13 protein-coding genes are annotated in these 16,041 nt (G+C 40.2%); 10 read left to right on the forward strand and 3 right to left on the reverse strand.

Annotation, left to right across the window (positions count from 1 at the left end; translation table 11 throughout):
* Window positions 1-138: 138 nt before the first annotated feature.
* The 10 genes from JOC33_RS16565 (at window position 139) to JOC33_RS16610 (ending at window position 12,346) form a co-directional block, all read left to right on the forward strand.
* The gene (locus JOC33_RS16565) at window positions 139-1,569 is read left to right on the forward strand and encodes an aldehyde dehydrogenase family protein (protein ID WP_205093658.1); all 1,431 of its coding nucleotides are present in this window, start codon (window positions 139-141) and stop codon (window positions 1,567-1,569) included.
* Window positions 1,570-1,715: 146 nt separating this feature from the next.
* The gene (locus tag JOC33_RS16570; RefSeq protein ID WP_239534272.1) at window positions 1,716-2,957 is read left to right on the forward strand and encodes a Gfo/Idh/MocA family protein; all 1,242 of its coding nucleotides are present in this window, start codon (window positions 1,716-1,718) and stop codon (window positions 2,955-2,957) included.
* 208 nt (window positions 2,958-3,165) lie between these two features.
* Complete coding sequence (locus tag JOC33_RS16575) at window positions 3,166-3,837, forward strand: DUF4867 family protein (protein ID WP_205093659.1); 672 nt, start codon at window positions 3,166-3,168, stop codon at window positions 3,835-3,837.
* Between the two features lie 234 nt (window positions 3,838-4,071).
* Window positions 4,072-5,415: a sulfoquinovose isomerase gene (gene sftI / locus JOC33_RS16580; RefSeq protein WP_205093660.1), complete on the forward strand. Its 1,344-nt coding sequence runs from the start codon at window positions 4,072-4,074 to the stop codon at window positions 5,413-5,415.
* An 11-nt stretch (window positions 5,416-5,426) separates the two neighbouring features.
* The gene (locus JOC33_RS16585; protein WP_205093661.1) at window positions 5,427-6,593 is read left to right on the forward strand and encodes a diphosphate--fructose-6-phosphate 1-phosphotransferase; all 1,167 of its coding nucleotides are present in this window, start codon (window positions 5,427-5,429) and stop codon (window positions 6,591-6,593) included.
* A 270-nt stretch (window positions 6,594-6,863) separates the two neighbouring features.
* Window positions 6,864-7,760 carry a class II fructose-bisphosphate aldolase gene (locus JOC33_RS16590; RefSeq protein ID WP_205093662.1) on the forward strand — a complete coding sequence of 299 codons (897 nt, stop codon included), beginning with the start codon at window positions 6,864-6,866 and terminating at the stop codon, window positions 7,758-7,760.
* 769 nt (window positions 7,761-8,529) lie between these two features.
* Window positions 8,530-9,513, forward strand: a complete 984-nt coding sequence (locus JOC33_RS16595) for a tripartite tricarboxylate transporter substrate binding protein (RefSeq protein WP_205093663.1) — start codon at window positions 8,530-8,532, stop codon at window positions 9,511-9,513.
* Window positions 9,514-9,549: 36 nt separating this feature from the next.
* On the forward strand, window positions 9,550-11,088 hold the full coding sequence (locus tag JOC33_RS16600; RefSeq protein WP_205093664.1) for a tripartite tricarboxylate transporter permease: 1,539 nt from the start codon (window positions 9,550-9,552) through the stop codon (window positions 11,086-11,088).
* Window positions 11,089-11,097: 9 nt separating this feature from the next.
* Window positions 11,098-11,562, forward strand: a complete 465-nt coding sequence (locus JOC33_RS16605; protein ID WP_205093665.1) for a tripartite tricarboxylate transporter TctB family protein — start codon at window positions 11,098-11,100, stop codon at window positions 11,560-11,562.
* Window positions 11,563-11,578: 16 nt separating this feature from the next.
* Complete coding sequence (locus JOC33_RS16610) at window positions 11,579-12,346, forward strand: sulfite exporter TauE/SafE family protein (RefSeq protein WP_205093666.1); 768 nt, start codon at window positions 11,579-11,581, stop codon at window positions 12,344-12,346.
* Window positions 12,347-12,738: 392 nt separating this feature from the next.
* Here the strand turns inward: JOC33_RS16610 and JOC33_RS16615 are convergent, their stop codons facing one another.
* Genes JOC33_RS16615 through JOC33_RS16625 form a run of 3 tightly spaced genes read right to left on the reverse strand, consistent with a single transcriptional unit; the run spans window position 12,739 to window position 16,026 of the window.
* Window positions 12,739-13,335: a FumA C-terminus/TtdB family hydratase beta subunit gene (locus tag JOC33_RS16615; protein ID WP_205093667.1), complete on the reverse strand. Its 597-nt coding sequence runs from the start codon at window positions 13,333-13,335 to the stop codon at window positions 12,739-12,741.
* Window positions 13,336-13,355: 20 nt separating this feature from the next.
* On the reverse strand, window positions 13,356-14,279 hold the full coding sequence (locus tag JOC33_RS16620) for a fumarate hydratase (RefSeq protein WP_205093668.1): 924 nt from the start codon (window positions 14,277-14,279) through the stop codon (window positions 13,356-13,358).
* A gap of 19 nt (window positions 14,280-14,298) precedes the next feature.
* Window positions 14,299-16,026 (reverse strand): FAD-binding protein, encoded by a 1,728-nt coding sequence (locus JOC33_RS16625; RefSeq protein WP_338054551.1) that lies wholly within the window; start codon window positions 16,024-16,026, stop codon window positions 14,299-14,301.
* Between the last annotated feature and the right edge of the window lie 15 nt (window positions 16,027-16,041).

Genomic DNA, 16,041 nt, shown 5'->3' on the forward strand with positions numbered 1-16,041 from the left:
GATTTGTCCTACAAGAACATCTGGAAGCCCACCCTTTTCCTGGAAGAAAACGGTTTGTTGCGAATGAAGGGAAAATAACTTTTTTAAATATATTGATCATAACATCATTATGAATCATATCTAAGGAGGAACTTTAGCATGTTACAAACAGAAATCCATGACTTTTCTTTGTGGATCAACGGTCAGCCTGTAAAAACCATGGAGACTCGTAATGTATTAAACAAATATACCCAAGAACCGATTGCCACTATTGCGGTAGCTACCAAAGAGCATGTTTTTCAGGCTGTGAAAGCTGGGAAGAAAGCATTGGATAGTGACTTTCCCCCCTATAAAAGATATCAAGTAATTATGAAAGCGGCTGACTTACTTCAGCAGAAGCGGGATACTTTTGCGGAAACTTTAGCAAAAGAGGTTGGAAAGCCATTAAAAGAATGCTATGGAGAAGTGGATCGTTCTATACAAACTTTGATTCTATCAGCAGAGGAAGCAAAACGTATTCATGGGGAAGGTGTTCCTGTGGAGGCTGCTGTAGGGTCGGAAAATAGAATGGCTTTTACAATAAAGGTCCCCGTTGGTGTCATAGCAGCGATAACCCCCTTTAATGTTCCTTTAAACTTGGTCTGCCATAAAATCGGCCCGGGATTAGCGGCTGGGAATAGCGTTGTATTAAAACCAGCTGAGAAAACACCAATGGTTGCCCTTTTGCTTACTGAATTATTTAAACAGGCTGGACTTCCTTCGGGGCGATTGAATACATTAACCGGTTCTGGAAGGGAAATCGGAAACTGGCTGTTGGAAAACAAAGATGTTGCCATGTTTACTTTTACAGGTAGCCAGCCTGTTGGTGAGTATTTACGTGCAAGGGCGGGAATACGTAAAGTTTCCTTGGAACTAGGGAATAATTCAGCAACGTTAGTACACAAGGATAGTGATTTAGAAAAAGCGGCTAATCTTGTTACTGCTAGAGGATTTAATAATGCCGGCCAAGTCTGCATATCTGTTCAACGTGTCTATGTCCACGAAGAGGTAAAGGAAACTTTTCTATCACTTGTAAAGCAAAAGACAGAAGCTTTACGAATAGGTGATCCATTTGATGAGCAAACAGATATAGGTCCTATGATTGATATACAGGAAGCTCAAAGGGTCGAAGAATGGGTGAACGAAGCTGTGAACGAAGGGGCAAACCTTATAACGGGTGGCGTTCGGGAAGGGGCATTATTCACGCCTACTGTCTTAGAAAAGGTTGAGCCGGCCATGAAGGTTAGTTGTGAAGAAGTCTTTGGTCCTGTAATAGCTATTAGCAGTTATACGGAGATAGATGAAGTTTTAGACCGTATTAATGATTCGAAATATGGACTTCAAGCAGGCGTATTTACGAATGATTTAAATTTGGCCATGAAGGCCGCGAGAAAAATAGAAGTGGGCGGGGTGATTATTAATGATACTTCTGCCTATCGGGTAGATCAAATGCCATATGGGGGAGTAAAAGACAGTGGCAATGGGAAAGAGGGGCCAGCTTATGCCATTGAAGAAATGACAGAGGAAAGACTCATCGTATTAAATCTATAAATCTGTATCCTAGCCATTTATGTAAACTACTTTTGATAAGGCTACTTTATTCAGAGATAGATTCGTTACTAGAACTCTGACTTGTATATAGAAAGGCTGTTGTATAAATAAGGAAGAAAAAATGCGTTAGACCGGAGGGACATACATTGGAAATTAAAAAAGGAAAAGAGTTAAAAAGCAAATATATATCACGTAATTCAAAATTTGATTATTTACCAGAACATGATAGGTATTTAACAGCTAGGGCAAAACCAAAATATAAATTTAATGTCATAGGAACCGGTAACATTGGTCAGGAACATATGAAGGTAACGATGCTTGAAGAAAGAGGCACTATCCACGGCATTTATGACACCAATACCAGCAGTATTGAACAAGCAAAACAGATGTTTTCTACTAATTTTCCAGGTAATAGCTTAGTAGAATATGATTCCCTAGAAGCAGCCTGTAATGACCCAGAGGTAGATGGATTAATCATTTGTACACCAAATTATACCCATATTGATATGGTAAGAGAAGCAGTGAAATCTGGAAAGCATATTTTGCTGGAAAAACCAATGGCCACCACTCTAGAGGATGCCTTTGAAATTACACGAATCGCTCAAAACTATACTGGGATTTTTCAAATTGGATTACAGTATCGCTATAAGGCAATATACGTTGAAGCCATTCATGAAGCTCTTGAAAGAAAAAACGTAGGTGATATCAAAACAATCAGTATATTAGAACATAGAGTTCCTTTTTTAGATAAAGTAAATCAATGGAATAAATTCGCTAAGTATTCCGGTGGTACTTTGGTTGAAAAGTGCTGTCATTACTTTGATCTGTTTAACTTATTTGCCCAATCAAAGCCAGTGCACGTGCATGCGACAGGAAGTATGGCAGTGAACTTTACCGAGTTTGAATATAATAACGAAAAATCAGATATTATAGACAATGCTTTTGTAACAGTGTCTTATGAAAACGGAATTCAGGCTAGCTTTAATCTGTGTATGTTTTCCCCCATGTTCCTTGAAGAAATGATTCTTTGTGGGGATGAAGGGCGAATGAAAGTTTCAGAGCAGGAAGACTTTCTGCCGAATAATTTGCCACGATATCAGTTTGAACTCATGCGTTCAGATGGCAAACCTTCTAAGGTCTCTACCCCTTCCTACCCTGAAACTATACAACAGAGTGGGCACGGGGGTGCTACCTTTTATGAACATGCTTATTTTATTGACAATATAGAAGGTAAACAAACCTCTACTGCCTCTGTAGAGGAGGGGTTTTGGTCCGTTGCTATTGGGGCTGCGGCTGAAAAATCCATTAGAACTGGGGAAGTAGTATACATTGAGGATTTATTAAAAGAACATAATGTTAACCTTTCTAAAGTTGTTTCTCATTCTTAGCGGCCTCATTTAAAATGTCTCCGCGTATTATACACGGAGACATTTTAGAAGGCCTTTTGTATAAAAAGTTGATGCACGAAAGGTTTTTTATGAATGATTCAACACGTGAAGAGGCATTTGTTTTACAGCTAGCTATCTTTAAATGGTTCTTAACACTGAAAGGGATGCGAATACATCATAACGTTTAGATAAAGGTAGGTATGTAGTCATGACTAATTTAACACAGGTTTCCGAATTAAACCCTCATTTAACTATAGTAGATGTTAGAGATCAACGGTTTGAACCTTATGGTAAAGTGCTCGAAGATTTCCCTTTTAAGAAAGTTGCTCATTATATGACGGAGACGGTTATTCCACCAGAAAGAAATACATATTCACCCGTGTACCAACCATTGGATAATGATGAAATAAGATGGTTTATTGAAAATAAATATTACGGTGGAATGAGTATTCAAATGGGATTCTGTAATGGCACTAATTCGAGGCTAGGAGGATTAGAATTTCATAAGGGCAGTGAAATTAATGTTGCAGTGACAGACTTAATCCTTTTGTTAGGTGATGTAAGGGATATCACCGAAGGGGGCTATTATTCGGGGAATGTGAAAGCATTTTTTGTGCCCGCTGGAACTTCCATTGAAATTTATCAGACTACACTTCACTTGGCTCCATGTAAGGTGAATGAGGAGGGATTTAAATGTGTAGTGATATTACCTCGAGGAACGAATATGCCAATTAGCCATGAAGTAAAGAAGGAAGATCTATTTTTATTTATGAAAAATAAGTGGTTATTAGCACACCCGGATCATCAAAGGTTTGTGAACCAGGGAGCCCATATAGGTATTAAAGGTCCGAATACTTTTGTCCAGTACATAAAAAAATAAAGTTTTAAAAAAGTATACCTGCCAGATAATTACTGGATAAATTCTTCGCATTAGGCTGATTACACATGCTGGGAATATTGTTGTTTTGCCCTCTTGGAGTCCAGCCAATATTTTATCGGGGAGATTCTACCTACTCAGATAATTGGTGAAAACCATATATAAGATAATCACCAAGTATCATAATTCGGTATACAAATTGATAGACATAAATGCTTACAAAGGGAGTGGAAGTGAATGAGGGATTCAATACTATATATGCCAATTGGAAGAAAGACTTTTAATTTGGAAACGGGTGAAGAACAAAGAAAGAATAGTTCTATTTTACTTAAGCAACTAGGTTGGAACGTTATAGAACCAGAAGGAATTATAACTTCCCCCGAGGAGCTATCCGAATTTCTTGATTCCATAGATAGTGAGAAAGTAATTCATTCCATTTATCAGAGTGTTACCTTTGCAGATGGAGAATTTGTAGAAATTTTAATTAAGAAAATAAAGGCTCCTGTAACAGTGTGGTCGATTCGGGAACCAAGTATAGGAGGCCGCTTACATTTGAATTCATTAACAGGGGGAAATAGCACAAGTCATGTTTTGTACTGTGCTAATCACCCCTATACGTTTATTTTTGGAAATCCTGAGGAAGCACAAGTGCAAGATAAATTATTGAAAAACCTAAAGGTTCAAAAGGTTATTGAAGACCTTAAAGCTTTTAAAATCGGAGTGATTGGAGAGCATCCCCCTGGATTCTTTTTTTCAGGTACAGATGAAGATAAGCTTCATAAGCAATTAGGGGTGGAATTAAAGCACTTAGATTTGTATGAAGCATTTGAGGAATCTAAAAAGTTACCGAAAGAGGCATGGCAGGGTGCTATAGAACGGGCTGAAGAGCAGGTAATAGGATTAAGTAGAACAGATAAAACAGTAGAGAGATTTGCGCAGTTTTCCACGCATGTTCAGCGCTTGATTCAGAAGGAAAATCTTAACGGATTAGCAATCCGTTGCTGGCCAGATTTCTTTAATGAGCTTGGGGCAGCTGCCTGTTCAACACTGTCCCAATTCACGGAAGATGGAATCGTTTCGTCATGTGAGTCAGATATTCATGGATCGGTCTCTATGTATATCTTACAGCAATTATCAGGTGGTCAACCACCATATCTCGGTGACATGGTACATGTTAATGAAGCGAGCAATTCCGTCGTCTTTTGGCATTGTGGAGCTGGGGCTTATTCACTAGCACACCCGGATCAAGGCGCCCAACCAGGGGTGCATCCAAATAGAAAATTAGGTTTTACTATGGAGTTTGGATTAAAGCCAGGGCGTGTCACCATGTTTAGAGTAGGATATACCCCCAAAGGATATCGGTTGCTTGTAATGAGGGGCAATGCTCTAGATACCCCTAAGCGTTTTAACGGCACTTCAGTCGAGGTAGAGCTTGAAACAGAAGTTAATAGCACATTGTATAGCTTGATGGAAGAAGGGTTTGAACCGCATTATGCCCTTGTCTATGCGGATGTGGCAGATGAATTAGTTGAGTTAGGTCGTCAACTTGGTTTGAAAACCGTCGTGTTTTCAAACAACTGAGAGGTGATTTTATGAAAAAGGTTGCTATAGGACAAGCTGGAGGACCAACAGCTGTCGTTAATTCTACTTTAATTGGATTTGTTGATAGTGTGAAAGACTCCTGTTCCATAACTTTTGTTGAAAATGGATATGAAGGTTTAGTTAATGGAAGCTTCATTAATGGTGATACCGAAATGCTTGATTGGGTACAGGGAAACAAACAGGTTCCAGGGGCTTGTCTGGGTTCTGGGCGCTTTCCATTTACTGATACAGATATAAAAAAGGCTATTACCAATCTCCGGCAGAATGGGATTCATACTTTAGCCTTTATTGGCGGAAACGGAACGATGGAAGCTTTAAACAAACTGAGATTGGAAGCAAGAAAGCTTGGAGTGGATTTGCAAGTTATTGGTATTCCTAAAACCGTTGACAATGATATCGGTTGTATAGATCATGCACCTGGATTCGGAAGTGCAGCTCGCTATATTGCTCAAACAACAAAGGATACCAGTCGAGACTTAGATGCCATGAAAAACTTTGAACAAATTCGGATCATTGAAACTATGGGGAGAAACGGAGGTTGGCTTGCAGCAGCTTCGGGTTTATTCAAGGAGTATTCCGAGGAAGGGCCTCACTTTATCGCTATTCCGGAAAAGCCGCTGGATAAAAAAGAACTTCTACACGCTGTTAGGAAGGCTATCCAATCCTTTGGGTATGCAGTAGTTGTAGTAAGTGAAGGAGTTCAGTGGGTGAAAGGGTCACAGGTAGAGATTGATCAGGTATATGGACGTCCCATTCTTGGAGGGATTTCTAAGGAGATAGAAGGATTTTTGAAAAAGAAGCTGAATTTAATGACTCGATCTGAATTGTTAGGGATAAACCAACGTTCTTATTCAGTTGGAGCCTCCTGTGTTGACCAAGAAGAGGCCTACGTCGTGGGGGTTAAAGCAGGAGAATGGATAAAAGAAGGATTAAGCGGCTGCATGGTATCTATTCAAAGAGGCACCTCTTTTAGTTATTCCATCGATATTAAACCAGTAGAGTTGGAAAAAGTGATAAGAGCAGGAGAACGCCCCATGCCTTTGGAGTTTATTCAAAACTTTGACGCCTATTATGAATGGTTATTGCCTTTAGTAGGGAATGGAGCTCCGTCCTATCCTCCTTTACTTCAAAGTAGGTTTGCCAACGTAAAAAGATAGCAAATAAATAAGGAGGGGAAAGCTTGATTGTTTCAATTAACAAACCGAAAAGAGGTTAACGTGCAAGCTATCTCCATTCTAGATAAAGCTATATTATTGAAAAAACAGGGTGCCGGAACTATTAAGTTTGAAACGTAATCCTTGAACAATAAAAAGGGTTTGAGGGGAGGTATTACAACACTAAATAACACCTTCTTTTAGGTTTTTTTACGTTTTAACTTTAAGGATAGTTATATTTCAATATCGAATCGATAGAAGGAGGAAATTTATTTGTCATTTATAAGTGGAAAAGACATGCTTAAACATGCATATGATCATTCTTACGGGATAGGTGCCTTTAGTGCTCATAATGCAGAAACTATTTTAGCGATCCTTGAAGCTGCTGAAACCAAGCAATCTCCCGTCATGATCCAAGTGGGGCAGAAGGTTATACAAACGCTAGGTATTGAGCCTATGAAAGTAATGATTGATAGTTTTGCTAAGGATTTTACCGTTCCTATTTCCATTCACCTGGACCATAGTCGGGAGTTCACGCAAACCATGAGTGCCGTCCGGCTAGGATTCCAGTCCGTAATGTTTGATGGTTCTTCGTTACCTTTTGAGAAAAATGTAGAAATAACCAGGAAAGTAGCAGATGTAGCACGGTCGCTTAATATTGGTTCGGAAGGTGAAATTGGGAAAATTGGCGGGACAGAAGATGACATATCAGTTGATGAGAAAGATGCCTCTATCACAACTACAGCGGAAGCGGTTGCGTTTGTGGAAGAAACAGATGTAGATTATCTGGCATTATCTATTGGAACAGCCCATGGGATATATAAAGAAACCCCTAATTTACGTTTTGATCGGATTGAAGAAGTGGCTCATGCGATTCAGCGTCCAATTGTCCTGCATGGTGGATCCGATGTGCCAGATGAGCAAGTACAGCGTGCGATTTCTCTAGGGGTAACCAAAATAAACGTAGATACAGAGCTGCGCCATGCATTTTCTAAGGGAGTACAGGAGGCTTTTACAGTAAATCCTAACGATATGGTTTTAGCTAGTTCCTTGGGGCGTGGACGCGCAAAGATGAGAGAAAAAGTAGAGGAAAAAATTGATGTTTTTGGAAGTACAGGAAAAGCAGGCGAATTTAAGAACAAAGAATATGACGTTATTACTTTAAAGTGAGGAGAACGGAGAAAAAAAGAGGTAGGGTACTCGCGGATTAACGACCAAATCGATTCGAGCGGGAGATGTCCACCATTGTCTACGAGTAAAAAAATAACTTAGAAAATCAAATGGAAATGTCTACAGAAAACTCGTATATTTCCAGGTGAACTAATACAAGGCACGTTCGACGAGAACGGGCGAGGGATAAGTTATCAATTGCTGAAATTAAAGTTAGAAATATAGAAATAATAAACCACTTCCTATAATTAATGTTCCATGGTTCCCAAAGTCGGTAATCGGCTCTCGATTACCGACTTCTTAATTTGGGGTTTTAAAAATTGTTCTATTTTTTCCTTATTTAAAAGGAAATTGATGTTTGGGGAGGTGATTTTTAGAACAGAAAATTCTAGTTCATACTCAAATTTATTAATCTTGTCTCCATTAACACAAACGTTTACGTAGACGTTTGTGTTAAGTTTGAGTGAAAAACCATAAATATTTTTTGCAAAATATTGAATATTTAAACAAATAATGTTTTAATTAAAAAAAGGAAAATTGGTTGGGTCACTGAGACAGATAACCAATAATGGATATGTTGGTAGATTATTTGATAGCGCTTACAAAAAAGGGGGGGCGGACTGCTAATGGCCTTATAAATTGATTTACGTTCAACTTAGAAGTTCAAGGTACATAGATAACGGAATTTTTGTTTGTGAAAAAATTTAGTTTTTGAAAAAATATTTGTTTCAGAATTACTGAGAATATCCATTAAGGGGAGGAAAGTTAAATGAAAAAAGCGTATTTTATTGTAATTTCCTTAATAACGGTAATGATCATATCTGCATGTTCCCAGTTGGGGGGAACTACTGTCAGTTCGGAAGATATTGAAAAGTATCCTGAAACAGAGATTAGAAATATTGTCCCTTTTAGTGCCGGAGGAACTACCGATGTCAACCAACGTATCATTGAGTCTCTTTGGAAGGAACACTTTCCGGAAAATATGGTTATTGAATATAAGCCTGGAGCAGGAGGGGAAGTCGGATTTACTGAGCTGGCAAAATCTCAACCAGATGGCTACACTATGGGGTCCATTAACACGCCTCATATTATTTTACAACCACTAGGGCGTAATACCGAATTTGAACATGATAGCTTTGATATTTTGGCCCGCCTCGTACACGATCCTCAAGTCCTAGCTGTGAAGGCGGGCAATGATATAAAAACATTAGACCAATTTGTGAAAAAATTGAAAGAAAAACCAGGCAGCTTGTCAGTTGGTTTGACTGGGACATTGACGGGCGATCATTTAACGACATTAAAATTTATGGAAGCAGCAGGTGTTAAAGTCACCCTCGTTCCACTGGCTGGTTCTGCGGACCAGGTTAAGCAATTACTCGGTGGCCATATTGATGCCATTATGGGTAATGTAGGCGATGTAACCAAAGATATCGAACAATATAAAGTACTTGCAATCGCCACAGAAGAACGGCATGAATGGCTACCAGATGTCCCTACATTTAAAGAACAAGGCATTGACTTAGTGGCTGCTATTGATCGAGGACTGGCTGTGCCGAAAGGTACGCCAAAAGAAATTAAAGAAAAATTATTTAACGCCTTAAAGGAGATTAATAACCTACCAGAATACAAGAAAAAGATGAAGAAAGCAGGTTTGGTCCAGGGATTTATGCCTGGTGAGGAATGGGCGGAACTAATTAGTAAGCAAAAGGCTGAAGCCGAAGAAATTCTGAAAAAGTACGACCTAATAAAATAACGCTAATCTTAAATCCTTGATGATAGGTGGGTTACTATGCTTGGTGAACTTTTAAATGGGTTACTTACGAGCTTGAACATTTCAACCTTGTTAATCATGTCATTAGCTACTATGGCCGGCATTATAGTTGGAACACTCCCTGGTTTATCTGCAACCATGGGAGTGGCCCTCCTTGTCCCATTGACTTTTGGAATGGACCCTGCTACCGGACTTTTGGCCTTGGGTTCTTTGTATACAGGGGCTATGTTCGGTGGAGCGAACTCGGCAATTCTTATTAATACACCAGGAACCCCAGCAGCTGTTGCTACCACGTTTGACGGTTATCCCCTCACCCAAAAAGGGGAGGCGGATAAAGCCTTAATCACTGCTCTTCTTGCGTCTGTTGTCGGTGGTATTGTTGGAACAATTTTTCTCATCTTTTTGTCTACGCCGCTTGCTAACTTTGCCCTAGGTTTTGGCCCTCCGGAAAATTTCTGGCTTGCAGTTTTTGGGTTAACAATCATTGGAAGCCTAGCTGGAAGGTCCATTACCAAAGGATTAATTGGTGGAATATTTGGTCTGATGCTCGCGCTGATAGGGATGGATCCTGTTTCTGGGTCGACTCGATTTACGTTTGGATTTTATAGTCTGATTGAAGGGATAAACCTTCTTCCAGCAATGATTGGCTTTTTTTCCATTCCCCAGGTCATTAAAATGATGGAACAGAAAGATAAATATATTGCCAAGTATGAAGAGCGTAAAGGCATTTATCGGAAAACAATTATTGAAACCCTTAAAAAGCCCGTTGTTTTATTACGAAGTTCCCTTATTGGAACATTTGTAGGAATGTTGCCTGGTGCGGGAGGAAATGTAGCTGGTTTTGTGGCTTACAACGAAACCAAACGATTTTCAAAAAAGCCGAAGGAGTTTGGTAAGGGGAATATCGATGGGGTGGTTACCAGTGAATCAGCAAACAATGCCACCGTTAGTTCTTCTCTTATTCCTTTACTTACTCTGGGTATACCTGGAAGCCCAGTCGCTGCGGTTCTCTTAGGTGGATTGCTCATCCATGGTTTAAAGCCAGGAGCGAAGTTGTTTACGGAATCTAGTGGGGTGGCTTATACCTTCATTATGGGGTTACTTGTCGCGAACGTCTTACTGCTGCTGTTAGGACTTTTAGGGACAAGGTTTTTTGTAAAAGCAATTGCCATCCCCGTTCATTATTTGGCACCGATTATCGGTGTGCTAGCTGTGATTGGCTCTTATTCCATCAGGAATAGTATGTTGGACGTCTTTGTTATGTTAGGGTGCGGTATCCTTGGCTATTTTGCTTTAAAGGTTGATATTCCTCCAGGTCCGATCGTTTTAGGACTGGTCTTGGGTGTCATAGCTGAAAATGGCTTTGTTTTATCCGCATTATTATCTAAAACAGGAACCAGTATGTTTACTTTATTTTTTACTAGTCCTATCTGTATCGTCTTAATCCTTTTAACAGCGCTGTCCCTGATAACCCCACTTTTACTTAATATGCGCGGAAGAAAGAAGGAAAACGATAACACAGAGGTAGACAAACCTATTCAGAATATAGGAGGTTGAAGTTAGTACATGCAAAAAGAAAGGGTACAAGATATTGTTGTCTCTATCATTGTTTTGGCCATCAGTTTCCTGTTTTATATTAATACCAAAACGCTGACTCCCCCCGCAGACATCTTTCCCAAAGTAGTCATCGGTATTTTCAGTATATTGGGTGTCATCTTACTAGTAAAAGCCATTTTTTATAGGAAATATGGAGAAGAGGCAGACGAAGAAACGCCTGAAAAAGTAGATATGAAAAGAAGATGGTTCAGCATTACCGGTTTGCTTGCTTATATTTTCTTGGTACCCATCCTAGGATTCTATGTCACAAGTGGTATTTATTTAGTATTGGTCAGTATATCTTTAAACGATGAAAAAATCAGTGTTAAATCATTGGTTAAACCAATCACGATTGCGTCATTGGTCATGTTGGCGCTTTATGGGACATTTACTGTCTTTTTGAGAGTGCCAGTACCTGGAGGAATCTTTATTTGAATAGAGGTTAACTAAAATGAATATTATTATGTTGGCCATCGGTTTGGTCTGCGGAATTATTACTGGGTTATTGTCGATCGGCGGGGGGATTATTTTGGTATTTGCCCTCATGTTGCTCCTTCCCATTATGTCTGGTACCCAATTTAGCATGCAGACCATTGCGGGGTTATCTATTATGCAATCCGTTTTTTCTACAGCATCCGGTGGTTATTATTACATCCGAACCAAGCTGGTAGACAAAAAAATTGTTTTAATGATTGGGCTTCCTGCCTTCTTTGGAGGAATGATCGGCGTATTAATCGCAAACAATTCCTCCGATTTAGCTTTACGTATCATCTTTGCTTCATTAGCGGTAAGTGCTGCCATTATCATGCAAGTACCTTATACATCCAATGAAAGCTCCGAACCATATCAGTTTAGAACCGTATCCTCGATTTTAACTATCATCGGAAGTATCATCATAGGTATTCTAGGAGGATTGGTTGGTGTGGCTGCAGGATTTATCTTTGTTCCACTTATGATTTATGTCTATAAGCTTCCGATTAAGAAGGCAATCGGGACAAGTTTGATCACCTGTTTTCTGTTGGCGGTGGGAAGTTTTATCATAAAATTGGGTGTGGAAGCAGTCCCGATTGGTTATGGAATCATGTTAATTATCGGCGGGGTGATAGGGGCACAAATCGGTGGGCGAATAACCATGAATTTAAAATCGATCACGCTGAAACGAATTGCAGCGTATTCGATATTAGTGATTAGTATGAAATTGTTTTATGATTTATTTTAACCATGTTGATAAAGATAAACTAGCGGGGAAATTTATTGCCCCTATAGGACAGACCCTTTCAACGGGCCTGTCCTATAGGGTGTTTTTTTGAAAAGATTTACATAATCAACTACTGAAAACTCCGTGGGGCTAAACAAAGATGACCCCTGTACAATACAGCGGTCATCTTCCTTAAGTGTCTCTATAGACTTGTAAATTTCCTTTATCAAGAAACCTATTTTTTCACTCCCATTTAAATAATTCTAGGGTTCCAAATGACAAGCATTAACTCCATGATGGACTCCAGGTTTATGTTCTTCATTACCTTAATTATTAAATTAGGCCTTGGGAACAATAGGGTGTTGGGGTGTTGAGCATATTTGTAGCCTTAAGGAATCCATCCCCACCATACCCTATAAATTGCTTATGATTTCATCCAGGTTTTTCCGTGCAACTTTCTTAACATCCTTATACTTGTTATTTCCATGAGAATCAATGGAAACGATCAATGGACCGAAATTCTTTACCCTGAACTTCCATATTGCTTCCGGCATCAAGTCTTCCCACCAGATGTCTTCAATAGCCTCTACCTGTGTGGTTTCTAATGCTGCAGATCCGCCAAGAATGGTAAAATAACATCCCTTCAAATCAACGAGCGCCTCGCTTCCTTCTTCCAACAAACCACCTTTGCCAACGATAACACGAACACCGAAATCTTCCATCAGCCCTCTGGTGAAACGATCCATGCGATAACTAGTTGTCGTACCGATGCTTACTTTTTCATAGGTTCCATCTTCCAGTTTTTTTACTCCAGGTGCTGTATGAAGGGCGATAGCCCCCTGTAGCTGAGGTTTCAAGTCGTTCGGTAAATCTACCTTTTTATCAAACAGGCGAATTAAATTGGCATCCCTTACTCCGAAGATAATGCCATCGAGGGTGACCGTATCACCTGCGTGTAGTTGTTCAATGTCTTTATCGGTCAATGGTGCTTGTAATCGATAGTGAGCCATGCATTTTCCTCCCTCGCTACTTAATAAGAAATTTCCGGTTTTGTTTGGCTTTTAAAGGTGGCTCTCATCCGTCTCGCGGGCCAACACATCATATTGACAGCTACTGGATTACAGGTCATATGAGTATCAGCAGCTTCGATATGCACCGCCAAAGCTGTTGTATTTCCTCCTAAACCATGGGCTCCAATTCCCATTTTATTGATCGCCGTATATAATTTCTCTTCCAACTCCCGAACATCCGGATCAGGATTTGGTGCACCAACTTCTCGTGCAGCTGCCTTTTTTGCTAGCGCGGCACATTTGTCTGCTGACCCCCCTAGTCCGATTCCTACAATGGTAGGAGGGCAAGGGTTGGCACCAGACTCAAAGACACATTCCAACACATATTTTTTAATTCCTTCAATTCCCTCGGCAGGAGTTAACATTTTTAAATAACTCATATTCTCCGATCCGGAACCTTTTGGAACGATCAGGATTTCAATTTCATTTCCCTCCACAAATTCATAATGAATGACTGGCACTTGATTTCCGGTAGAAGTTCCATGATTTTCTCTTGTTAATGTATTAACGATACTGCTCCGGAGAGGGTGTTCTAATGTGGCACGCTCCGTTCCCTTTCTTATCGCTTGCTCTAATCGTAATCCATCAAACCTTACTTGGTTTCCTACTTTGATAAAATAAACAGGAATCCCTGTATCCTGGCAAATCAGCAATTTTTCCTCATCCGCGGTGGAAACGGTTTTAATAAGGGTGGCTAATATTTCTTTTCCACTCTCCAATTTTTCCTTTTCGTGTGCTCTTTCTAGGGCTCTTCTGACGTCAGGCGGCAGGTCCTTAAGAGACTCAATATAAAGGGTTTTACATGCTTCTTCGACACTCTGATAAAAATTTTCATTCACTTCCCAGGTCTTTTTATAGGCAGCAACATAATCGGTAATTGCCATCAACAAACTCCTTTACAGATTATTTTGAACTCGCAACCACTTTATACCCTTGGATTTCTTTTACGTTAATATGGGTTTGTTTTGTCTGCTCCACCCTATACTGCGGGTCGCCATATTTACTTTTAGAAATATAAATATTGCTTAGCCACTTTTCATCGTTACTCGCTGGATAGTCTTCTCTATAGTGTGATCCTCTGCTTTCTGTACGCATTAAAGCACTTGAAGTCACCATTTTGGCAACGGTTACAAGGTTTCGTGCATTTAATAGCTCTTGCCAGGTGAGGTTATATTTTTTAGATCCTTTCACAGCTACACGATTAATACGCTGCTCCAATAATTCAAGCTCTTGGACGGCCTCTGTCAGGTCTTGCCCATTACGTACCAAACCGACCTTTTCCCACATCAATTTTTTCAATTCGTTTCGGATATAGAACGGATTTTCTCCATCAACGCGTGTTAAGGGTTTGGTAATTTCTTCAATAATGGAATGAAGCTGGGCGTCCGAAACGCTTACTGGAATATTTAACGTATCGACATAAGCTGCAGCAGCATCTCCTGCTCGTGCGCCAAAAACAGTAGAATCACAAACACCATTGCCTCCTAACCGGTTTGCCCCGTGTACGCCTCCTGCGTCCTCTCCGGCAACAAATAACCCGTCAATGTTTGATTCACAATCATTGGATACCTTTACCCCGCCCATTTGAAAGTGCGCTGCTGGAGAAATTTCGACCGGTTCTACGCTTAAATCTTTTCCAACATCCTGGCAACGTTCTACCATTCCCGGGAACATTTTTCTTACCTTTTCCTTTCCAAGATGAGAGACATCCACATATACTCCCCCTAGTGGAGTGCCTCGACCTTCCATAATCTCCATATAAGCGGCCCTGGAAACTCGATCTCGTGTGGAACGTTCCATACGTTCGGGGTCATATTTCTCCATAAACCTTTCACCTAAAGAGTTGATCAGATATCCTCCAGCCCCTCGTAGTCCTTCTTCCAAAACTCCACCATTCAATCGTGAATTCTCAGCTAACAGTCCAGTTGGGTGGAACTGCATCATTTCCATGTCCAAAAATTCCGTCCCTGCCCGGTAACACATCGCCAGGCCATCGCCCGCCTTTTCTAGACTTGGTGTCGCAATTTTGTACATGGTCGCAGCGCCACCGGTACCTACAATAACAGCCTTACAATGCACTACCACAAATTCTCCTGTCCTCATATTTAGCATCAAACAACCAGCAATACGTTGGGTTTCTTCATCGATTAATAAATCAATGGCCCTTACTTCGTCCCATGCTTCTACGGTTGGTTTAGCATAGAGCTGATCCCGCATTCGTGAAATGATTTCAATTCCTGTTAAATCTCCTTTATGAACGGTTCGGTCAAAGGACTGGCCAGCGAACGGTTTTTGGTGTATTGTCCCGTCTTCGCTCCGATCAAAAAATACACCCATTTTCGTTTCTAATTCCCTGATACGCTTAGGTGCATCATTAACTAGCGTCCAGGCCATTTCCTGGTTATTGATCCCGCCTCCGCCTTTAATCGTGTCTTTGAAGTGTTTTTCTACGGAATCATCTGGATGAAGGACCACATTGTAACCACCTTGAACCATTCGCGTACACCCACACTTACCAATTAACCCTTTGGCGGATACGATTATTTTTAAATGGGGACTTTGATTGACTGCATGATGAGCTGCAAATAAACCGGCACCACCGCTCCCTAAAATCAGAATATCTGCTTCCACATGTTCCAAATCATT

The organism is Thalassobacillus pellis, from assembly GCF_016908295.1.
GTDB lineage: Bacteria > Bacillota > Bacilli > Bacillales > Halobacillaceae > Thalassobacillus > Thalassobacillus pellis.